Below are 21202 nucleotides of genomic sequence, written 5' to 3'. Positions count from 1 at the left end.
GCCCTTTGGGCACGAACTATCAACTCTCTGGATAGCTTCTCAGGCATAAACCGTTTGGTAATAGCTCTGATACTCTTCAGACAACAACGGTTGCCACCACTCCTGGTGGTTTAAGTACCAGTTCACGGTATATCGCAATCCTTCCTGCACGGTGACTGAAGGTGTCCAGCCCAACTCCGTTTTAATCTTGGTGGCATCAATCGCATAGCGGCGATCGTGTCCGGGACGGTCTTTGACAAAGGTAATCAGGTTGCGGGCAGGACGCACGGGCAAATCCGTCGCCAATTCATCCATCAAGTCGCATAGGAGACTGACCAGGTCGATATTTTTGACCTCGTTATTGCCGCCAATGTTATACATCTCGCCCGGTTGACCGGCTTGAATGACGCTCGCTAGCGCACTACAGTGATCGTGCACAAACAGCCAATCGCGAATATTTTGTCCATCGCCATAAACCGGCAGCGGTTTGCCCAACAAGATGTTAATGCACATCAATGGAATCAGTTTTTCGGGGAAGTGATAGGGTCCGTAGTTATTTGAACAATTAGTGATGAGAGTTGGCATCCCATAGGTGTGATAGTAGGCGCGCGCTAGATGATCGCTGCCTGCCTTCGATGCAGAATAGGGACTGTTGGGTGCATAGGGTGTGGTCTCCGAAAAAGCGGCATCGTCGGCGGCAAGACTACCGTATACTTCATCGGTCGAAACATGCAGAAATCGATAGTGGGCTGGTTGGTTGGCTGCAAGCCAATGGTGTCGAAATGCTTCTAATAAGGTAAAGGTGCCAACGACATTGGTTTGAACAAAAGCACCAGGTCCAAGAATGGATCGATCGACGTGAGATTCTGCGGCAAGATGAGCAACTGTATCAATCGCTTCCTCTTCCAAAAGCTGATCAATTAAAGAGCGATCGCAAATATTGCCCTGTACAAAGCGAAAGTTGGCGCGTTGCTCCAGTCCAGCTAAATTTCGTAAATTACCGGCATAGGTGAGGGCATCAAGAACAATGACGCGATCGCCTGGAAATGTGTCGCACCAGTAATGAACAAAATTCGAACCAATAAAGCCTGCACCCCCTGTAATTAATAATGTGCGGGGTTGTTTTAAGCTGAGATTGCTTGGATTGGGATTGCTCATAGAACGGCTCACTACGGGGGTGAAACTGCAAGTCCATTTCTAGAATGCCCAAAATCAACCTGGGGAAACGGCACCTTGTGAGATGGGTTGGACTGCTGTTTGATAGCGATTTTCTAGACTGGATAACTGCTGAATCAAGGGTTGAGGTAATGGTATTTGAAGCCGTGTCAACGCATCTTTAAGGCGATGCCGCCAATCGTGGCGTGCCAAATTTTCTAAATAATTGCGTCGATGAATCGCGTTAAGTCGTGTTGTATCGTGTAAAAGATCCTGAAGCACTTTGATACAATGGTCTGCTTCATCGGGAAGTTCAATCGTAGCATCGTCCCAATTGAGTAATTCATCAGCCAGGGGGGTGGTAGGGCGTTTACCGGCGATCGCGCAACCGGCTGCACCACACTGAAACCAGCGCAACGTCACAAACGGATGGGGAAATTGTCGCATCCCAGGATACATGGTGTCGTAGGCTAAGGCGATTCTGGTTTTTCTCAAAATTTGATAGAGCTGAGCGGTATCTTCTAATTCCCGACGGTTTTGATACGCTTTCTGAGGAAAATATTCGGTGGCTCTTGGGGTTGAACGGTAATACAAATAAGGAGAATCTGGGTGATTAAATGTTTGAGAGAAAGCGGTGTTATGCGCGGTCGGAATCCGCCCATAGCTGACTAAGTCAACCGCCCGATTGAGTGTGTCAGAGCCATGAATTAGAACATCAGACGCAAACGGCAATAACGAAACCGGAATTCCCAAATGCTGTTTCAATGGCTCGATAATTTCTGGCATCGGTACGAAAAGATGATCCAGGAACCGAGCATATCGCGGATAAAACTTTAGAAACCAGGCATCGAATACATAGGCAGCAACGATATCAAACTGTTTTCGCCAGTTGGGGATGCCAGATAGCATTTCCAACCATCCTGGATGGGTCACAGAAATCAGCAAAACGTTGGGTTCGTTAGATAAATCTAAATCATCAATGGGATGATATAACCCTGTGGTTCGGCGAATAATTTTTTTGGCAACCTGATTCACGAATTCAGGATAGCGAGCTGCCTGTTTCGTCATCGCTTGAGCGGTTGGAGCCAGGAGAGTTGCATTGCAAGACTGTATGAGAATGTCTTCTAACTCAAAGATGGGATCGATGGAAACACTAGAAATTAACTGTCGAGAAGAGAGTACATAGATCCCCATAAACGCTGAGTTGCTGTAATGTGTTTTCAGGATAGCTCAATTTGACTATCATCTCCGACCATAAAGCGTAACGCTTTTGGGCGACGAGGTGCAACTTTAAGTTGGGCACGCTGCCCAATCACGCTATCGACAATGCGTTGATGAATACCTATGATCTTTGCGCCTTGCAGAATCACGCTATGCTCAATGTCTGCTTCAATCAGGGTTACCTCATCGGCAATGCTGCTGTAGGGTCCGACAAAGCAGTTTTCCAGGTGACAGTTTTGACCAATGGTCACAGGTCCTCGAACAGTGCAGTTGATGAGTTTTGAACCCTGTCCAATTTCAACCCGACCAATGACCTGGCTTTGCTCATCTACTTCACCTTGGATATTGCTATTCAAGCCCGTATCTAGAATGATGCGGTTGGCTTCAAGGAGATCATCTTTTTTCCCGGTATCCAACCACCATCCTTGCAGTTGGTGTGCCTCAACTCGTTTTTGCTGATCGATTAATTTTTGGATAGCATCGGTAATTTCCAATTCTCCGCGTGCAGAAGGCTGAATCGCTGCGATCGCCTCGTGGATCATTGAAGAAAACAGGTAAACTCCTACCAGTGCCAGATTTGAGGGAGGTACTTTGGGTTTTTCGACCAACTGCAACACCCGTCCCTGACCATCGACAGTCGCCACACCGAAAGCTGTTGGATTAGCAACGGAACAAAGCAAAATGAGTGAATCTAATGTCTTGCTCTTAAACTGATCCACGAGTTGATCCAATCCACCCTGCACCAGGTTATCGCCCAAGTACATAACAAACGGGGCATCACCTAAAAATGGTTGTGCTATTTTAACCGCATGGGCAAGTCCCGCAGGCTGTTCTTGCAAGATGTAGGTAATGGTGACCCCAAAGCGATCGCCGTTTCCCGTTTTTGCTTTTACCTCTTCACCTGTTTCAGGACTGATGATGATCCCAATTTCTGTAATACCGGCGGCAGCGATCGCCTCTAAGCCGTACCAGAGAATGGGTTTATTGGCAACTGGAACTAATTGTTTTGCACCTGTATAGGTTAATGGTCTTAAGCGCGTACCTTTACCACCAGACAAAACGATAGCTTTCATGATTTAGATGTGGGGGATAGTTTTGAGGTTTGAGTTTCATAGCGCTTTGCGCTTCAGTAAACCCTTTTTGTTGTTTGGGAGCCGCGCGAAGCGCGGCTCCCAAAAACGGATAACTGCCTTCATTGAAAATTGTTACAAGAGTTGGGGTCGCAGAGACGCAGGTGAGGGAGACAGGAACCGGAGCCATAGAAGTGGAAAGAGTAGACAACAGCTATCTGCCGTGCTGACGTGATTCATCGTGTTGTTGATAACTAGTGTTGCAAACACGAAATTTTGCAACATGGGGGTTTGGGGGCTGCGCCCCCAAGAGGGGGTTTTACCCCCTCCACCCCCTCTAAAACTTTTAAGTTGGTGTACTAGTGCTTTATCCGCGTTAAATTTTAGGATTGTGATCTCTGATTGCGATCCCTAAGACTTCAGAGTTTTTCAAAACCTCCGAGGTCTAACGTCTCCCTGCTACCCGTTCCTAACACGTATGCCTTAATCCTCTGCTTCCTGACAACTTAACAGCGGACCCGGTTTGAGTGAACGCTGACGTCACAGCCTAACCCCTCTTCGACATAGAGTTCCATCAACATCTGGCGTAAACTGTGTCGCCAGTGAGGCGGGTAGGATTCCATCACGTCTGAAACTTTTTTGCCCGAAAGCACTGAATACGCCGGACGTTTTGCGGGAGTTGGATAGTCAGCGGTAGTAATGGGTACAACTCGACTGATTTGTAACGGAAACCCTAGTGAACGAGCTTCTTCAAAAATGGCGATCGCAAAGTCATACCAACTGGTGACACCGCTATTCGTGAAGTGGTAGATCCCAGGGGTAGGAGGAATGGAGTAGGGGGATGAGAGCAATGCCACCGCAAATTGATAAATGCCTTTTGCCAGGTCTTTTGACCAGGTAGGCGTACCGACTTGATCCACGACAACGCGCAATTCATCTCGCGTATTTCCCAGCCGCAACATGGTTTTGACGAAATTGCCATGACCATGACTGCCATAGACCCAGGCAGTTCTAAAAATGAAGTGTTGATCACAAGTTTGACGGATGCCGTCTTCACCTATGAGTTTAGAGTAACCGTAAGCACCCAGAGGATTCGTTGGGTCTGATTCGACATAGGGAGTATTTTTTGTGCCATCAAAGACATAATCCGTTGAGATATGAATCAGTGGAATATTTAACTGCTGGGCAACGTCAGCCATAACAGTGGGGGCAGTCCCATTGATGGCTTGAGCGACCTCAAATTCCGACTCTGCTTTATCCACCGCTGTATAAGCGGCAGCATTAATAATTAAATCGGGTTGTGTCTTTTGGATGACTTGCCGGATAGATTCGGGTTGGGTTAAATCTAGAGTTTTTCGCCCCAGTCCCAAGACTTCACCCAGTGATGGCAAGAGCGTGTGTAATTCGTAGCCAACCTGTCCCGTAACTCCAATTAAAAGGATTCGGCTCATAGGAATAACTCACAGCCTCGCAAAGGTTTGCCTATTTTGTCTTTAGCAGAAAGAATGGGTTCCCCCGTTAGTTGCCAAGCGATCGCCAAATCGGGATCGTTCCATAAGAGACAGCGCTCATGCTGCGGTGCATAGTAATCAGTGGTTTTGTACTGGACTTCAGCTATCTCTGAGGTCACCACAAAACCATGGGCAAAGCCAGGTGGTACCCAGAGTTGCAATTTGTTTTCTGCACTGAGAAAATTACCTGTCCACTGGGCAAATGTGGGTGAACTTTTCCGTAAGTCTACAACCACATCAAATATCTCGCCGGTTGTCACCCGAACTAACTTCCCTTGGGGGTGCTGGATTTGGTAATGTAAGCCCCGTAAGACATTGTGTACAGAGCGAGAGTGATTGTCTTGTACAAACTGGACATCCAGTCCCGTTTTATCGACAAAAAGCTGTTGATTAAAACTTTCTAGAAAAAAACCACGATCATCCCCAAAAACCTTGGGTTCGAGAATCAAAACATCAGCAATTTCGGCGGGAATAATCTTCATTGAATGTCCTGACTCCTTGACACTTCGTTAGAACTTGTAAGATTTGTAGAGCCCAAGATTTTTGCGGGGATACCAACAGCAGTTTTCCCGCTAGGGATGTTTTTTAGCACAACGGCATTTGCTCCGATGTTGGCATCATCCCCGATCATCACATTGCCCAAAATTTTGGCACCTGCACCCACATTGACTCGTTTGCCTAAATTTGGAGCATCAAAGGGATGTTCTAAATATCGATTACCTAATGTGACCCCTTGTCGAATAATGCTATCGTCGCCAATTACTGCATTCCCATGAATCACGATCGCGCCTTGATGCTCGATAATGACGCGACGACCGAGTTGTGCGGTATACGGTAAATCAATGCCATAGGTGTTACGAACTTTACGGTACAGCGATCGGTAGAGCATACTAAACGGGGCACGTAAAAGTTTAGGCTGAATGGTCATACGCCATACACCAAACCGTTGGATCGCGACGGCACGAAAACCAGGTTTCGTCCAATCGCGACCATGAGCTATCCAATCTTCTTTAATTTGTGCCAGTAACGCGCTGAAGGAGGTGGGTTCTGCATTGTTGAGACTGGAGATAGAATCTGGATGAGCAACCATAATTTAGGATGAAGAATCGGAGAAGTGAGATTTAGAAATCCAGCGTTTGGCAATATCGGGGAATCAACGATCTAGATCGGGTTGAATGATGAGATTGAAAGTCATTCATCCTTAAAATTGCTCAGGATCGTGGATTAAATCAGATCGATGATGGAATCGTTTATTGAATCATTCGCAGGGGTGAACAGCCGTTTGCCCGTACAACCAATCATCAACGTTATTTAATTCTCATTCCTTAAGAGCCTTTCGAACAGGTGATGTTTCGGGGTTTTAGGGCATGAAAAGTAGCCCTTCAAGCACTTTTTGTATTAGGTTTACGAGCATTTAGGAGGGCTGACCGCAAACCCTTGAGAAAAGACACTATTTTGGAGAAAGTCTCCTAACATTTTGGGTGGATCGAGATCGGGTTTGCGTTGAATGAAACGTCGTACTCTCCAAAGGCTGAAACTCAGTGTCCAAGCTGCATCTGCAAGAAATGCATAAAACCAGCCGTAATTCTTTAAGAAATAGCGGCGTCGAGATTCAAATACATATTTAGGGCGACGTTTGGGTGGTTGTTTTGTGTTGGTGACCCCAGAACTTTGCCCTACCAGATGTACCACACGGCTTTGAGGGACATACCAGCATTCCCAATTTGCTCGGTGAGCTTGGAGACAAAAATCCATTTCTTCGTAATACATGAAGTAGGCTTCATCCATCAAGCCAACGGCTTCAAACACGTCGCGACGGATGATCATGCTAGCGCCAGCCACCCAGTCGGTACGATGCACCTGATCGGACACGGGCGGGGCAACAACCCACTGATGTAAAAGCTGAGAAACAAATCCTAGCTTTAGACCCGAATCAATTTCACTCCAGATTGTGTGAAAACGGAATGCTGATCGTTGAGCCGTGCCATCTGGATCTTCTAATCGACTCCCGGCAATTCCTGCCTGAGGATGATGGTTCATGAATTCGATCAGCGTCTGGATGGCACCAGGGCGAATGACGGTGTCGGGGTTGAGTAAGAGAATATAGGGGGGTGAGTTGTCTGCCTGAAGTGCGGCTCGAACAATAGCGTTGTTACCGTAAGCAAAGCCACCGTTGAGATTGAGTGGCATGACAGAAGCCCAATGACTCCAGTTGTTGTTGGCGATCGCCTGGGCAATTTTTTCGACGGAGCCATCTTGCGAATCGTTATCGGATACGACCACTTGAATACCAGGAATGGCAGGAATTTCGCTAACCAGAGACTGCAAACAATCAATCGTTAAATCCGGAGTACGGTAGTTGAGAATGGCGACGACTAGTGGACACTGATCTGTATTGGGGGGTGCCTGAGACATAAGGAGTCAGATTAGTTTGAATGGTTTGCTAAGTTAATGGTTTGCTAATTTATCTGCTAACTTAAATGCTTTTTGATTAATTCACTTCGCTCACGAAAGACCGCACAATCATTGAATCGAGAACCATTGGCTGCTGCTTCTTGGATGAGTTGAGCCAGATACTTACGATTTTTTGACAGCTTTACCAATAAATCACCCAACTGCTGCCAGTTTTGTATGGGCACAAATGCACCACCACCAAACTCTCTGACCAGATCTTCGGCATAGTTGCTGTGATAACCCACAATCGGAGTACCACAAACCATTGCTTCAATTAGACACCGGGGCGATTCGGGGGTGATATGCGTGAATAGCATTAAGTGGGATTGCTGAATCATAGTCAGCAATTGGGCGCGATCGCGTTCAAATCCTGCGAGGGTTACATAGTTGTCCAATTCGAGGCGACGAATGGTCGCGTCCATCTGATCCCGCAGAGACCCATCACCCAGCCAGACAGCATGGATGTTTGCGCCTAAGTCTCTCGCTCTGGCGATCGCGTGTACCCAATCCAACGGTGCTTTCATCGGTTCCATTCGTCCTGCATAGCAAATCTCCAGGGTAGAGCCTGCCATGACCTGTTCAACTTTGGCGACCAATGCAGTTGCACTAATGCTGTCAGCAGGCTTGGTATGGATGTTGTGAATCCGGTAGCTATGGGGACAGAGTGAATGATACGTTGTGTAACAATCATCTCCATGCCAGAGACCTAAATCCGCCTGTTGAATGATCCAGCGATGGTAGTGCTTCATCAGGCTGGATAGAATATTGCTTTTGAAGCGTTTGCTCCATGGACTCGCTTGATTGGTGCGTAAGACAACTTCATGTTCGACGCGATCGGCATGAACAGCATAGGCTCGACCTTGTTTCCGCGCTTCTAAAGCTGCGATCGCTGCCCAATCACCTACTAATCCGCCAATCGCAAATTGTAGATAGTGGCTACGAGCAATCAAATTCGTCAAGGTCGCTCGGATAGACCCATAGTGACGTAAAAATTGCCCTATCGAGTAAGCCCAGGGGAGTGGCACCAGTTCAAAGCGATCGGCTTGAGGCAAGGTGGCTGCACTTCGCCACGTCATCGTTTTATCCTGGATTGCCAGGGGTTCTGGGATTAACGGGGCTGCAACGATGATTGAGCCAAAATTATCCGCCCATCGCTCTAACCCGTTAAATGCTTGTGTTTCGATCCATAACTGATTGTCTTGCCAGCGGAAGGGAACTGGTAAGACGAGCAACATTCCTCGTTGTGGCGGGGCACAACTACCCATCTGAACGTTGTCGAGTACTTGTTGCATAACAGTTCTGCCGACTAAAAATGGCTATCACAAGAATTAGTCTTTCCTGGTAGCCTAATTTTTGCCTAATCCCTTAAAGGGCTAGATCCGTTGAAGTACCGAAGTTCTCATAGGTACCGTAAACTCTTGTAGATAGAGTTACGCATAAGCCGAAAATATCAGTAGTTTGCTACCTATTCATCTCAGTATCTTCACGACTTGACGGTAGACGTATGCAATTATGATTTGAGAGCGATCGCTTAGCCCTGCATGGCTCTTAATGGGTTCTTAAGTCGCAAACATGAAAGACGCTTACAAAATATAGTCTGATTTACTTTTTTGAGAAGGCGCGGCGGAGCCGCGCTTTCTCAAAAAAGTATGGGTTTTACTTGGGTTTACTGGCTTGAGCGGTCAAAACGGGTTTGCGATCGCTCCTGGCTGAGGCTGAAATTCTCTTCGGCTCTGGCTGTTTCATGACGGTTCCAGCTAACCCACCGCAGGCAAGGCTGAAGATAGGATTGGTCATCGCATTCAACAAACAGTCGAGCATAAATAAGGGCAAAATGACTGCAATCACTGCCGCAGAGGCTATTTTGGGATGTGACCAGGTGCGTGCCGGATAGCGCAAAAAGCAGAAGGCTAAGGATGGCATTATCATGGCGGAGAAAACTCCGATTAGTCCTACAACCCCTTGATTACCGAACGTAATGATCCATAAACTATCGGTAATGGCTAGATCTTTACCCCAATCGTCGTACACCCGAGCACGCCCCCAACCACCCCAGCCAAACCAAAATCGTTGTCGGGCTTTATCGCCTAAAATTTCTTCATTATCAAAACGAAATTCAATAGACTGACCACGATCGGCTCCGATGGTGTTAGAGATGAAGGTCACAATGCGATCGCCTCTTTCGGCTGAGAAATTGCCAGTGGTTGCCATGTATAGGTACCCAACAATAATGCCGACCAGAACCAGCAGAAAAATTCCGGTACGAAGCCACTTGGCGACATAGAGAATCCCAATCCCCATTAAAAAATAGAGATATGCTCCAGTGGAGCGGGCATTGAGAAAGATAAAAAATAGCCACCACCACCAGGCACTAATGGGGAACCCCCAAATTTTTTTGATGATACCTGCCTGCCACAACCACAACCCGCACAAGGTTGCAATCATCATCCACATACCGACCATCAACCCATGTTCCATAAAGACAGTGGGTCGAAATCCACCATAGCGCATTGTTTGTGAAAAATCGTTGCGGACATGGTAGCCATAAACCATGCGGTGCAGCTGCGGACTCATTAAGTTTTCTAAAAAACAAAACGGGCTATAAATCAGTCCACTAATAAAAATGCCGATGGCTAGTTGGCGCATTCCGGCTAAATCATTAAGATAAAGCCGTCCTAAAAAATAAGGCACCCCCCAGGTAATAGTTTGGTCTAAAACAGTGGAAAACCCGTCATAGGGACCCAGATCATTGGTCATGGAAGACAGAAATGGAGCAAAGCACCAGCCCAGCATCAGCCAATCTAACCAACCAAACTGAAATCGGCTAAAGCGCTGTGAGTCAAATACAAAAGTGGCAATCAAAATGCCATAGCACGTTGCCGACATTTTGGTGTAGTCTGGCAACCCAGGCAGTGGGAATGTTGCAACTGGCAAAAACAACCATGCTGCAATGAAGCTGATCACGATCGCACGTTGAGGTGGATACTTGGAAAAAATGTAAAGGACTGTCGGAATCCATCCGAACATCATCAAGTAAACCAGGGGACCCATAATCGTGGCTGCTCTTTCAGCGTATAGATGATTGAGCTGCTAGCACCGCTTCAAAGCGATCGCAGGCATCGTCCCAAGTGTAACTCGTTGCTCTGGTATAGGCGAGATCTGACATCTGTTTCCAGTCTGCTTGAGAACACTGACAGATATGGGCGATCGCCTTTGCCATATCCTGCGGATCGTCTGATTTGACCACGATCCCTGCGCCATCGGCTAGCAGTTCTGGAGCTGCTCCCGCCGGTGTTCCAATCACAGGGGTGCGACATGCCATGGCTTCTAAAATCGGCAGTCCAAATCCCTCAGAACGACTCCCAAACAGCCAGACATCACACTGACTGTAAATGGTTCTTAAATTTGCTTGATTTGCTTTATAAAAGTATTCAGTTCCATCAGGCAAAGGGAGAGAACTCGATGGTTGGGTATCGCCAAAGGCAACCAGTTTTAAGTGGGGAATGACTTGACGGGCTAACTCAACGGCTTTAAGACTGAGGTCACACCCTTTCCAATGAGCAGGAGAATACATAAATCCCACAGTTGCAATAGGTTGCTTCGGTCTGGGGGGTGCGTAGAATTGTTTGGGATCAATCGCATTGGGGACGAGTTGAATCGAGCGATCGCCATATCGATCGGCAACTAAATCGACTAACCATTGCGCCACGGCAATTTTTTGTAGGGGCAATCTATAGGTTGCTTCCACTCGCTCTTTCGCTAAGTAGTCGAATACTTCATAGTGCTGGATGAAGTAGATTTTCGCGCCTTTCTTTGGAGAAAGTTGAGCCACCCATTCTGCGGTTTCCCACCAGGTTGCAATCACCACATCGGCATCTGGCACGTCGGCATCTGTAACCGGGCGATGTCGTTCTAAAACACGACAGGAAACATCTAACGAATCAAAATGGGACGCTTGGGGTTGGGGGTTTGGTAACCATCCTTTGCCTTTGAGTAGCGATCGCGCTTGTTGGCGTAGGTTGGGCGATCGCTTGGGGACAGAAACGACAAAAACCTCATGTCCTCGTTTTTTCAGGCGATCGGCATAAATGGCAACGACCCGAATACCACCCGATAGACTGAGATTGGGCAGAACAAATGTGATTTTCATAAGCAATCTGCTTTGGAATTTGGCTAGTGGTATTCAGGTATGGTTGGGTGTGCGGGCGTCGCCCGCACACCCAACCATCATTGCTGCTGTAGGACAAGTGGAATTTGAACGGGACATAGGGGATTGATGATCGGCGTGGAAACCGGATGAAGCACAACCAGCGTGACAAGTCTACTGCGATCGCAAGCAATTGAGAAAAGCGTCAGATAGGCGGAGTTTGTAGGTTTCTAATTTATCGAAAGCACTATATTCCAAGGCTTTTAAGGCTGTTTTGACCAACTCATGTGTTTCCAGCCGAATATCAGAAAATGCATAGCCATAAGCCCCACTGCTTTGAGATTTGGGTGCGTTCGCTGGTAAACAAAACGGTGCCCAATCGACTGATTTAGCAAAGCCGACCAGTTTAGGATGATATGCCAATGCGACAAATGGCACCTGACGAGCAAATGCCATAACACAGCCATGTAGCCGCATACTGACCATTAACATGGATGCATCAATGATGGCGGAAATGTCTCTGGGTTCTAATTGCTCTTCGATACACACAACATTGACGTTGGGGTTAAGCCGTTGCACTTCATCTGCTACCCGACGATGCTCGGCACAATCAGGATCGTACAGCACAGAAAAAGGAAGAAAAACAATGGTTGCATTTAATTGTTGGGCTAAATCTGCTAATTCTTTTGCAATCCACGGATGCCAGGACGCATCATTCTTCCAGTTAACTTGAGACGCTAATGTTACGGTAATGAAGGAACCAATCGATTCAATACATTGGGGCTTGGTGGCAGCAGGCTTCATCCATAAGACACTGTCCCCAATGATTTCTACCGATTTTTTAGGTAAGAGCGATCGCAAGACATCCGCAGACCAAACATCACGAACGTAGAGCTGCTCAAACTGACCCAGAAGCCGCTTCAGCTTGAATTGCATCTGCCAATTATATTTTTTTCCTGCTTCAACATTGGCAGCAAATAGAGAAACGTGAGGTGAGAAGGACTTGCGCAAATACTCTTGACACCGCAAGACCACGCAGCAAGGATCGGGTTCTACAACACCTCCACCTGCTACGAGAATTGGATGTCCTTTTAAGTCTGCCCGCCGTGCTTCGTCCTGGGCATCTAACCCGATCACATGGGGTAATGCAGGACGCGGAAATCTGCCTAAGACCTTGATATCTGCCTCTATTCCATGACTGTGGGCAAGATCTGCGATGGCTAAAGGCAGGGCTTCATCTCCGGCATTGCCAAACCCAAATGAACCGCAGACTGTGAGTGTTTGGTGTTGCATAATAGCGATCGCTGAAGGTGCAAATGAAGGTCAAATATAAATTCAGTCAAGAGGATATATCGTGGTCACAAGCTTGGTTTGGATGGGTTTAGATAGGTAACCCAAACCCTAAAAGTATCCGAATGGCAATGAATAGCATGAGCGAACCGAGTAATAATGTGGTGGCTTGAACGTCTTGTTTGATGCTACTTAACCCTTCTTTCCAGAGACCACAGGCGATCGCTGTATAGAGAGGTAAATCATTTAACGCAACAATCAAAACGGCACCAAAAATTCCCATCGTGGCATAGCCAATGGGAATGCCAATGGTAATGAAGGCACATTTGAGAAAATTCCCATACGCCGCATATCGAGGCTTGCCGATCGCGAATAGAGAAGGCGAGATGGTCAAGGTCAAAATGCGTGGCCAAATGCCAAAAATCAGCAATGGAAACATCCAGGCTGCTTCTTGATAACGCCGGTCGTACAACATCAACACCACAAAGTCGCCCCCACAAGCCAAGGTCGCAACAAACACCGCTAAAATCAACAGAATTCGCTGTCGTTGCTCTAATATTTTTTGGCGGAGTTCTTCACGCGGCAGTTCAGCAAGTTTGGAAATCGTAGGGAAAATAACCTTACTGCTGACGCTGGTAATTAACTGCGACGGCATATCTGACAAGGTGAAGGCGATGGTATAGATGCCCAGTAGCTCTAAGGAAAATAATTTGCCAAGAATCAAACGATCTGCCTGACTTGCCAGAAACGTCATTGCTGTCGAGAGAAAAATCCAGCGTCCAAACGAAAATAACTCTTTCGCCGCCGTTCGATCCCAATTGAAACGGTTTTTGGGCCCTGGCAACAGCTGATGGCTCCAGATCATGCGCACCACTGCCAAAACCAGGTTGCCTCCAACGAGTGCCCAAATGCTGGGGACTACAAATGCCCAAGACACCATCACAATTAAGGCAATCAGTTGACTACCAATCTCAAATAGTGCCAACTGCTTGACAGCAATATGACGATTGAGTGTGAATAGTGCGGTGGCATTAAACCCAGAAATAAAGCTACCTAACCCTACGGCTGGTACTAGCCATACTAAACGCGGTTCGTTATAAAACTCTGAAACGGGGTAGGCGATCGCCAGACAACATAGCCAAATCCCGAAACTCCGCATCGCTTGGATTGTCCAGGCTGTATTGAGAAAGGCTGGATCATCACCGCGTTTGTTTTGGATAATGCTGGGACCCACCCCAATATCAGAAAAGAGTTGCAACCCCATAATAAAAACGTTGACCAGTGCCATCAAGCCAAACAATTCCGGGAATAGCAAGCGTGTCAAGATCAAATTGCTGCCAAATCGGAGCATTTGTCCTGCCCCATAGCCTGCTACTGTCCACAGCGTTCCACGAATAGCCAGCTTTTTAAGAGCCGATGGGTCGGTTGATGAGGTCATGACAGTAAGGGTTAACGATTAGGGGGTACAGAGGAGGGTGCGAATTTGAGCGATCGCATTGTTCCTATTTGCTAAAAGCTTTGTCCGTAAGGGTTTTTCTGATGTGCCTGGGGATTTTCTGGGGTGGCGATGGGATGGCGTAGGCTCGTTGGGGTAAGACTCTCAGAATGGGGCGATCGCCCTAATTCTGACCGGAATAGAGCAGCTAATTTCTTTGCCTCAACTACAGCATTGTGTTGTTGATTGACTCGTTCTGCGCCCAAGCGTCCCATCTGATCGAGCACTTCTACGGGAATTTGTAGGGTTGTTTTGATCGCGTCTACTAATGCTGCAACGGAGCCAGCAGGAACCAGCCAGCCAGATACTTCTGATTCCACCAGTTCTGGTATGCCTGCAACATAAGTGCTAATCACTGGACGCCCTAATGCCAGAGCTTCCATCAGCACCACAGGTAACCCTTCTGCAAAACTGGGAAGAATCAAGGCGCGTGAATTAAGGATATAGTGCTGTACGTCGGCACTACTTGCCCAACCGACTAACTCAACGTGATTTTGTAAGTTGTGCTGAATAATCAGGGCTTCAATGTGCGATCGCAAACTCCCATCGCCGACTAATATCAACTTAAACTGCAATCCTTCGGCAGCAAGTTGGGCGGCAGCTTCCATCAGCAGTAAATGCCCTTTTTGTTCATCCAATCTACCGACGCATACTAACTGTGAAGTATTCGGTACGGGAGTGTGAGGCTGATGTAAAAACAACTCATCCACCCCGCAATGCACGACGCGAATTTTTGACCAATGGTGATGATCACACCAGCGGTAAAGTTGACTTTTGCCAAATGAACTGACTGCCACAACAAAACGAGCCTGTTCAATTTTCTTGCCTAAAGAAATGGCTTGAGCCTTGTCAAATTCCTCAGGTCCATGAACGGTGAAACTATAAGGTGGACCGCCTAAGACCTGACACAGCATGGCAACCGCCGCCGGATTAATGCCGAAGTGAGCATGAACATGTTGAATACCGAGAGTGGCATAGTCTTCCACAAGGACACATGCCTCTGCTAGATAGGCAAAATGTCTCAGCAACCCTCGATCAGACTGCCAGCCTATCTCTACTGTTAATTTCAATGCCTTAAAAAACCGACTTGGGCGAGTTAGAGCAACCCAAAACAGATTTTTTAATAATTTTTTGATGCCCCCTGCTAAAACAATGTGAGTTTTAGCAAGTTCCTGTTGATCTGCTTCATCAACCAGTTGACCTGCCATCGACCGGATGGAATAGCGCACGATCTCAAGTCCCCAAGTTTCTAATCCAGCAATTTCGCGACGGATGAAACTGTGGCTCACTTTAGGATATTGGTTAACCAGATAGGCGATTCGCATAGGGGTCAGGCAGAACGTACTTCTGGTAGTAGAGTGCCCAGGAAAATTAGGCAAGCACCATTTTGGTCCTGCTGAGATGTTGCTAATTTGAACCATGACATTGGGTGTGAGTGCCTCACGTTGCGCGGCTCGCACAGCCGATTTTCTCTGGATGAAGCACTGCTTTTTTCCCAACTTATTGCGTCTGACTCAAGCCAATGCGGGCACTATAGTAGCAACCCCAGTTTTGGATAGTGGCTGAGCCAAACCCGGTGCTTAAATCCGCCCTGTTCAGCAACGAAATCTTCTACAACCATTGCCCCGACTATGTTTTCGACTCTCGTAGGTGTCACGACAGGCTTAGCCATTGCTCTCTATTCGGGTGCAGGATTGGCGCAAATGCCTACGTCTGAACCAGTACCGTTCTCCGTTCCCCATCCAGAGAGTCAGCCGCAGATGGTTGGGTCTCAGACACAAACCGCTTATGTATTGGGTGCTGGTGATCAGATTCGGCTAGATATTTTTGATGTGCCAGAGTTTAGTGGCTCCAATGGCGTTTATTCCGTATTAGTGGATGGTTCGCTTAATTTGCCATGGATTGGCAAAGTTTATGTGCAGGGGTTGACGCTCGAAGATGCCGCACAAGCGTTGACAGACCAATATGCGCCCTATATCAACGATCCCCTGGTGACTGTGACCTTATTAACTCCTCGCCCGTTACGCATCGGGGTTGTCGGAGAAGTGAATCGTCCAGGTGTCTACACCACCAACGTGACCGCTAATGGTGCCGTAATTCAATGGCAAACGGTGACGCAAGCGATTCAGCTGGCAGGTGGTATTACACAACTGGCAGATCTGCGGAATATCCAGATTCGGCGGCCGTTGTTGGACGGAACTGAAGAAATTCTGACTGTTAATCTGTGGCAGTTCCTTCAGGCAGGCGACTTGTCTCAGGATCGGGTCTTGCGAGATGGCGATACATTAATGATTCCGACCGCATCTGATCTGGATGCAACCGAAATGTCTGAAGTGGCAAATGCCAATTTTTCGCCTGCTTCGATTCGGGTGAATGTTGTTGGGGAGGTGGTCAGTCCGGGGGTCGTCGATGTCCCGCCGAATTCCACGCTAAACCAAGCCTTGCTGGCTTCTGGAGGATTTGACAATCGTCGTGCCCGTCGGGGTGAAGTGACGCTGATTCGCCTCAACCCCAATGGAACAGTTTCAAAACGCTCGGTAGATGTTGATTTTGCTGCCGGTTTAAATGAGGATACAAATCCTGCCCTGCGCAATAACGATGTGATAGTGGTAGGGCGTTCGATGTTGGCATCGGCATCAGATGTGTTAGCGACTATTCTCAGTCCGCTGAATGGGTTGTTTGGCATTTTCCGATTGTTTGGAGGGTTGTAGCGACTCCTAAAATAGGAGAATGACGTTGCTGATTTGAGGAGATGAATTTGAATGTGAAACCTTCGGTTTCACGTTTAAATTCGTCCCGATAGTAAGCAATGCCAGAGAGGAAGACCTGGATTTGAGGTTAGAGTAATGTCTAGCAATCTTTGTTGTCTGGGTTGCGATCGCAATTCAGATGCATGGTCTGGTTTGGGTTAACCTGTGTAGTGTTAAAGGTTTAACGAAGGAACGTAGGTGGAGCGATCGCCAACGGATGAGATGGAAGAAGTCAGCGCCTCGCCGCAGAAGGGTTTACCAATCGGTGCCCTGGTCGGTATGGTGCGGCGCAAACTATTGCTCATTGCTGGCATTTCCTGCGTGATTATGGGCGCGGCGGTGTTTGAAAACTCAAAGGCATTACCGCTGTACGAAGGCAGTTTTAGATTATTAGTGGAACCGCCTACAACCGAGGCAAAAATTGCTGATCCCACCGTTCTGACCCGCACCGAGGGAGGGGTTCCGGGGCGAGATGTGATTAGCCTGGATTACCCAACCCAGGTTGAGATTCTGCGTAGCCCTACAGTTTTAGATCCCGTTTACGAAGAGATTCACGCCAAATATCCTGCCTTTCAACGCAAAGAATTAGAGTTAGGGTTGGTCGTACAGCGCATCGGCACAACGATTAGCACGGCAACCAAACTACTAGAGGTGAAGTATCAAGGATCGGATGCCGAGCAGGTGCAGTTTATTTTAGATACGGTAGCGGAACGGTTTTTAAAGTACAGCCTGGAAGAGCGTAAAAGTCGATTGAGTGAAGGCGTTAAGTTTATAGAAAATCAACTGCCAGCACTACAAAAACGGGTGCAGGATTTGCAACAGCAGTTACAAGACTTACAGCAACGCCACGATCTGGTTGATCCAGGCTCACAGGGGCAGCAAATTTTTGCTTCACTGCGGCAGGTGGCGGATCAGCAGTTAGAGACGCAGCGACAATTGCAAGAACAAAATCGGTTGTATGAAAATTTGCAACAGCAATTGCAACTTAGTCCTAATGAAGCGATCGCCGCATCGGCATTAAGCCAAGATCCGCGTTACCAGACCTTATTAACTGAACTGAAGCAGATTGAAAGTCAGATTGCCACAGAATCGACTCGATTTAGTGAAGAAAGCCCCGTTGTGCGCCGTTTACGTCAGCGCCAGACCAGTTTAGCTGCGGTATTAGATCAGGAAACGCAGCAAATTTTAGGACAAAATTTACCCAGTGCTGATGCCAATCCGCAAGTTTTAACGTTTCAAAACTCGGTGCGACTCAACCTCATTCAACAATTGGTAGAAACGTCGAACCAGATCCAAATTTTGCAAGTGCGCGATCGCTCTCTGGTGCAAGCCCGTGCTCTGTTTGAACAACAAGCCGAAGCGTTTCCGATTGTTGCTCGTCAATATAATGAGATTCAACAAGATTTGGAAATTGCAACGCGAACCTTAGATCAACTGTTGACCCAGCGTGAAACGCTGCGTGTTGAAGCGGCGCAAGATCAACTGCCCTGGGAGATTTTAGCGGAGCCTTCGATTCCCCGAGATCTGGCGGGTACACCCATTCCAATCTCGGCAGGTTCAAAGAAAACGTTGATGTTGGGCGTAGTGGCTGGTTTAGCACTGGGGTTAGGCAGTGCGTTTTTGTTAGAGAAATATCAAAATATTTTTTATAGCGCAGACGATATTAAGGGTGCCCTGCCTGCGCCCCTGCTAGGAAAAATTCCAGTCGCGATCAGCCGTCACTTAAGCCGCAAAAAATGGGGCTTACCGCAACTACCAGCAAAACGGTCTAGCCCATCCGCCGCTGTGGATCTGAAAGAATCGGAAGAGTTTGTGGAAGCCTTTGATGCGCTTTATGCTGCACTTCACTTTCTCTATGCTACGCAACCGATCCAGTCGTTGGTAGTCTCGTCGGCGTGCCCAGGGGATGGCAAATCGACAATTGCCCTGAACCTGGCTAAGACAGCCGTGGGGATGGGGCAGCGAGTGCTGTTGGTCGATGCTAATTTGCGATCGCCTAAAATTCATCACCTGCTGGATGTCGAGAATACGCAGGGCTTGAGCGAACTTCTATTCCAAAAAGTTGATAAAGAAGAAGTCGTCCAGCGATCGCCTTTACACGAACAGCTATTTATTTTAACTGCCGGACAACCCATGCCGGGTGCAACTCGGTTATTGGCATCGCCTCACATGGCAGAATTAATCCAGCAATTTCAGACTGAATTCAATCTAATTATTTACGATACGCCTCATTTATTAGGATTGGTCGATGCTAACTTTTTGGCATCGCAAACCAATGGCATAGTGTTGGTGGTTACGGTTGCCCAAACCGATCGCACCCGGGTCATGGAAACAGTCGATCACCTGAAAAAATATAACTTACCTGTGTTAGGGGTCGTTGCGAATCGAGTCGGTGAAAAGAGTCCATTTGTCGCTGAAACTGTCGAGACCGATGATGTGTTAGACCTGCTTAGTTTGGAAGAGACAGATGATGCCGCGTACGATCCGTTTTATAAAAGGAAATAGAATACGTACTAACAGGATTGGGATGTGATGGTGTGGTGCGGCTCTGCTGCACCACACCATCACATCCATGGATTTCGACTATTAATTAATATCGGTGCTACGCCAACTGAGTTTCCAATTTACCCAAAAATTCCATAAGGTAACAGCGGCGATCGCAATAATATTGGCAACTAGATAATGAATATGGAAAACGTTAAAAAGCAAATTTAACAGCAGCACATTCAAAATCAGCCCCATTAAACAAATGATATTAAATTTCAAAAAGCGCTTTAATCGTTGCTTCCAGCCTCGTTGAGTTCGGGATATATCACTGAATGTCCACAGGTCATTCCAAATAAAATTATTGGCGATCGCGGCTTCTGCCGCCAGGATTTTGCTACGAGTTAAGCCCCAGCCCAACATTGATGGATCGTGCAAACAATATAGCAGGGCAATATCAACAAAAACCCCACTAAAACCAACGGCACCAAATCGGAGAAACCGTTGTATAGGCGGGCTATATTGTTTTCTTAAATGACCAATTCGACCTGTTGAAAAACGTAATCTGACCAGATGTTGTAAGTATTCTAAATATTGCTTCCAGGTAACTTTGCTTTCTCCTGCCTGTCTTTCTTGAAACACATATCCCACTTCTGCCACATTCCGAATAGTTCCTCGTGCCAGCACTTCAATCAGAATTTTGTAGCCTAACGGATTGAGTGTATGATTGGCGATCGCACTGCGACGCACCAGAAAGTATCCACTCATGGGATCACTCACACGCCCTAAGACTTTAGGCAACAGCAGCAACCCAACCAGTTGCGCTCCCCGTGACAAAATGCGGCGAACCAAACTCCAGTCACTCACACCGCCCCCTTCAATATGACGGCTGGCAACTGCCAGATCGGCTCCTGCTGCCATCTCATCTAATAATTTCAGCAGAATCTCGGGTGGGTGTTGTAAATCGCCGTCGATGACGCCGAGGATCTGTCCAGAGGCGACTTGCCAGCCTCGAATAATTGCAGTTGAAAGTCCACGTTCTCGTTGTCGCCGAATCACTTGAAGGTGGGGATACTCTGACATGAGCGTCCAGGCAACGTGCCAGGTGCCATCAGGGCTATCATCATCCACCACGATTAATTCATAGCGATCGGGCACTGTTGGGTCGAGCAACTGGGTTAAAACTTGGACAATCTTTGCAATATTTTTACTTTCTTGGTACGTGGGAATAACGAGTGAAACCTGGAGAGATGGCTGAGGTTGTGGCGGATTTTGAGGAATTTGGAGGACACCTGTAGGAGGCTCTACCAGGGAGTGGTCGGTGTCATGGCTTGAGTTGGGCTGTGTAGGCTGTGCTGACAATCGGTACTCTCCCTGTCGCTTTAAATTAAAAAATTGTCTTGTAAAGCCTTAAGAATAGATGTTTTTGCTGACCTGCCGGGAAGTATAGATCAGGCAGATGAGATGGAGTATTCGTAATAGCACGGTGTTGCCTTTTTATCGTTTAGGTTAGGCAGCAAAGTGGGGGTAGACCTGTTTTCTCTGAAAAAGTTTGACTCCCATATCCCGAATTGTATGGGTTAAATTTATCACCAGAAGTAATCAGTATTAATACTTGGGCTAACCATAAACATTTTTCAAGGAAG

At 47.3% G+C, this 21202-nt stretch carries 17 protein-coding genes; 3 read left to right on the top strand and 14 right to left on the bottom strand.

What is annotated here, in order from left to right; all coding sequences use genetic code 11:
- Nucleotides 1-39: 39 nt before the first annotated feature.
- The 13 genes from rfbB to ACR6Z4_RS06735 all read right to left on the bottom strand — a co-directional run bounded on the left by rfbB (nucleotide 40) and on the right by ACR6Z4_RS06735 (nucleotide 15647).
- Nucleotides 40-1137 (bottom strand): dTDP-glucose 4,6-dehydratase, encoded by a 1098-nt coding sequence (rfbB, locus tag ACR6Z4_RS06795; protein ID WP_479716482.1) that lies wholly within the window; start codon nucleotides 1135-1137, stop codon nucleotides 40-42.
- Nucleotides 1138-1191: 54 nt separating this feature from the next.
- Nucleotides 1192-2328, bottom strand: coding sequence for a glycosyltransferase (locus tag ACR6Z4_RS06790; RefSeq protein ID WP_479716481.1), 1137 nt, complete (start codon nucleotides 2326-2328; stop codon nucleotides 1192-1194).
- Nucleotides 2329-2354: 26 nt separating this feature from the next.
- A complete protein-coding gene (locus ACR6Z4_RS06785; protein ID WP_479716480.1) occupies nucleotides 2355-3428 on the bottom strand; it encodes a glucose-1-phosphate thymidylyltransferase in 1074 nt (357 codons plus the stop codon).
- Between the two features lie 503 nt (nucleotides 3429-3931).
- Nucleotides 3932-4876 (bottom strand): dTDP-4-dehydrorhamnose reductase, encoded by a 945-nt coding sequence (gene rfbD / locus ACR6Z4_RS06780; RefSeq protein WP_479716479.1) that lies wholly within the window; start codon nucleotides 4874-4876, stop codon nucleotides 3932-3934.
- Nucleotides 4873-5418 (bottom strand): dTDP-4-dehydrorhamnose 3,5-epimerase, encoded by a 546-nt coding sequence (gene rfbC, locus ACR6Z4_RS06775; protein ID WP_479716478.1) that lies wholly within the window; start codon nucleotides 5416-5418, stop codon nucleotides 4873-4875. Before rfbC ends, rfbD begins: the two co-directional genes overlap by 4 nt.
- Nucleotides 5415-6026 carry a serine O-acetyltransferase gene (locus tag ACR6Z4_RS06770; protein ID WP_479716477.1) on the bottom strand — a complete coding sequence of 204 codons (612 nt, stop codon included), beginning with the start codon at nucleotides 6024-6026 and terminating at the stop codon, nucleotides 5415-5417. Before ACR6Z4_RS06770 ends, rfbC begins: the two co-directional genes overlap by 4 nt.
- A 314-nt stretch (nucleotides 6027-6340) precedes the next feature.
- A complete protein-coding gene (locus ACR6Z4_RS06765; protein WP_479716476.1) occupies nucleotides 6341-7351 on the bottom strand; it encodes a glycosyltransferase family 2 protein in 1011 nt (336 codons plus the stop codon).
- Nucleotides 7352-7407: 56 nt separating this feature from the next.
- The gene (locus ACR6Z4_RS06760) at nucleotides 7408-8682 is read right to left on the bottom strand and encodes a glycosyltransferase (protein ID WP_479716475.1); all 1275 of its coding nucleotides are present in this window, start codon (nucleotides 8680-8682) and stop codon (nucleotides 7408-7410) included.
- A 364-nt stretch (nucleotides 8683-9046) separates the two neighbouring features.
- Nucleotides 9047-10441, bottom strand: a complete 1395-nt coding sequence (locus ACR6Z4_RS06755; RefSeq protein WP_479716474.1) for an O-antigen ligase domain-containing protein — start codon at nucleotides 10439-10441, stop codon at nucleotides 9047-9049.
- A 16-nt stretch (nucleotides 10442-10457) separates the two neighbouring features.
- On the bottom strand, nucleotides 10458-11540 hold the full coding sequence (locus ACR6Z4_RS06750) for a glycosyltransferase family 4 protein (protein ID WP_479716473.1): 1083 nt from the start codon (nucleotides 11538-11540) through the stop codon (nucleotides 10458-10460).
- A 171-nt stretch (nucleotides 11541-11711) separates the two neighbouring features.
- The gene (locus tag ACR6Z4_RS06745) at nucleotides 11712-12830 is read right to left on the bottom strand and encodes a polysaccharide pyruvyl transferase family protein (protein ID WP_479716472.1); all 1119 of its coding nucleotides are present in this window, start codon (nucleotides 12828-12830) and stop codon (nucleotides 11712-11714) included.
- An 88-nt stretch (nucleotides 12831-12918) separates the two neighbouring features.
- Nucleotides 12919-14265, bottom strand: coding sequence for an oligosaccharide flippase family protein (locus tag ACR6Z4_RS06740; protein WP_479716471.1), 1347 nt, complete (start codon nucleotides 14263-14265; stop codon nucleotides 12919-12921).
- A gap of 71 nt (nucleotides 14266-14336) precedes the next feature.
- Nucleotides 14337-15647, bottom strand: coding sequence for a glycosyltransferase (locus tag ACR6Z4_RS06735; RefSeq protein ID WP_479716470.1), 1311 nt, complete (start codon nucleotides 15645-15647; stop codon nucleotides 14337-14339).
- A 94-nt stretch (nucleotides 15648-15741) separates the two neighbouring features.
- Here ACR6Z4_RS06735 and ACR6Z4_RS06730 point away from each other — a divergent pair, with 94 nt between their 5' ends.
- The 3 genes from ACR6Z4_RS06730 to ACR6Z4_RS06720 all read left to right on the top strand — a co-directional run bounded on the left by ACR6Z4_RS06730 (nucleotide 15742) and on the right by ACR6Z4_RS06720 (nucleotide 19577).
- Nucleotides 15742-15888 carry a hypothetical protein gene (locus tag ACR6Z4_RS06730; protein WP_479716469.1) on the top strand — a complete coding sequence of 49 codons (147 nt, stop codon included), beginning with the start codon at nucleotides 15742-15744 and terminating at the stop codon, nucleotides 15886-15888.
- A gap of 65 nt (nucleotides 15889-15953) precedes the next feature.
- On the top strand, nucleotides 15954-17033 hold the full coding sequence (locus tag ACR6Z4_RS06725) for a polysaccharide biosynthesis/export family protein (RefSeq protein ID WP_479716468.1): 1080 nt from the start codon (nucleotides 15954-15956) through the stop codon (nucleotides 17031-17033).
- Nucleotides 17034-17270: 237 nt separating this feature from the next.
- On the top strand, nucleotides 17271-19577 hold the full coding sequence (locus tag ACR6Z4_RS06720) for a GumC family protein (RefSeq protein ID WP_479716467.1): 2307 nt from the start codon (nucleotides 17271-17273) through the stop codon (nucleotides 19575-19577).
- An 81-nt stretch (nucleotides 19578-19658) separates the two neighbouring features.
- On the opposite strand, the gene ACR6Z4_RS06715 is transcribed toward ACR6Z4_RS06720, so the two are convergent.
- Complete coding sequence (locus tag ACR6Z4_RS06715; RefSeq protein ID WP_479716466.1) at nucleotides 19659-20918, bottom strand: glycosyltransferase; 1260 nt, start codon at nucleotides 20916-20918, stop codon at nucleotides 19659-19661.
- Between the last annotated feature and the right edge of the window lie 284 nt (nucleotides 20919-21202).

It is taken from the genome of Calyptranema fuscum S582, assembly GCF_055793305.1.
This window is presented reverse-complemented; position numbering and strand designations above follow the sequence as displayed.

Coding starts and splice junctions, on each gene's coding strand:
- rfbD (WP_479716479.1), bottom strand. CDS start 4,876: ATGAGCCGAATCCTTTTAATTGGAGTTACGGGACAGGTTGGCTACGAA.
- ACR6Z4_RS06725 (WP_479716468.1), top strand. CDS start 15,954: ATGTTTTCGACTCTCGTAGGTGTCACGACAGGCTTAGCCATTGCTCTC.
- ACR6Z4_RS06770 (WP_479716477.1), bottom strand. CDS start 6,026: ATGGTTGCTCATCCAGATTCTATCTCCAGTCTCAACAATGCAGAACCC.
- ACR6Z4_RS06735 (WP_479716470.1), bottom strand. CDS start 15,647: ATGCGAATCGCCTATCTGGTTAACCAATATCCTAAAGTGAGCCACAGT.
- rfbB (WP_479716482.1), bottom strand. CDS start 1,137: ATGAGCAATCCCAATCCAAGCAATCTCAGCTTAAAACAACCCCGCACA.
- ACR6Z4_RS06790 (WP_479716481.1), bottom strand. CDS start 2,328: ATGGGGATCTATGTACTCTCTTCTCGACAGTTAATTTCTAGTGTTTCC.
- ACR6Z4_RS06730 (WP_479716469.1), top strand. CDS start 15,742: ATGACATTGGGTGTGAGTGCCTCACGTTGCGCGGCTCGCACAGCCGAT.
- ACR6Z4_RS06755 (WP_479716474.1), bottom strand. CDS start 10,441: ATGGGTCCCCTGGTTTACTTGATGATGTTCGGATGGATTCCGACAGTC.
- ACR6Z4_RS06740 (WP_479716471.1), bottom strand. CDS start 14,265: ATGACCTCATCAACCGACCCATCGGCTCTTAAAAAGCTGGCTATTCGT.
- ACR6Z4_RS06785 (WP_479716480.1), bottom strand. CDS start 3,428: ATGAAAGCTATCGTTTTGTCTGGTGGTAAAGGTACGCGCTTAAGACCA.
- ACR6Z4_RS06750 (WP_479716473.1), bottom strand. CDS start 11,540: ATGAAAATCACATTTGTTCTGCCCAATCTCAGTCTATCGGGTGGTATT.
- ACR6Z4_RS06765 (WP_479716476.1), bottom strand. CDS start 7,351: ATGTCTCAGGCACCCCCCAATACAGATCAGTGTCCACTAGTCGTCGCC.
- rfbC (WP_479716478.1), bottom strand. CDS start 5,418: ATGAAGATTATTCCCGCCGAAATTGCTGATGTTTTGATTCTCGAACCC.
- ACR6Z4_RS06745 (WP_479716472.1), bottom strand. CDS start 12,830: ATGCAACACCAAACACTCACAGTCTGCGGTTCATTTGGGTTTGGCAAT.
- ACR6Z4_RS06760 (WP_479716475.1), bottom strand. CDS start 8,682: ATGCAACAAGTACTCGACAACGTTCAGATGGGTAGTTGTGCCCCGCCA.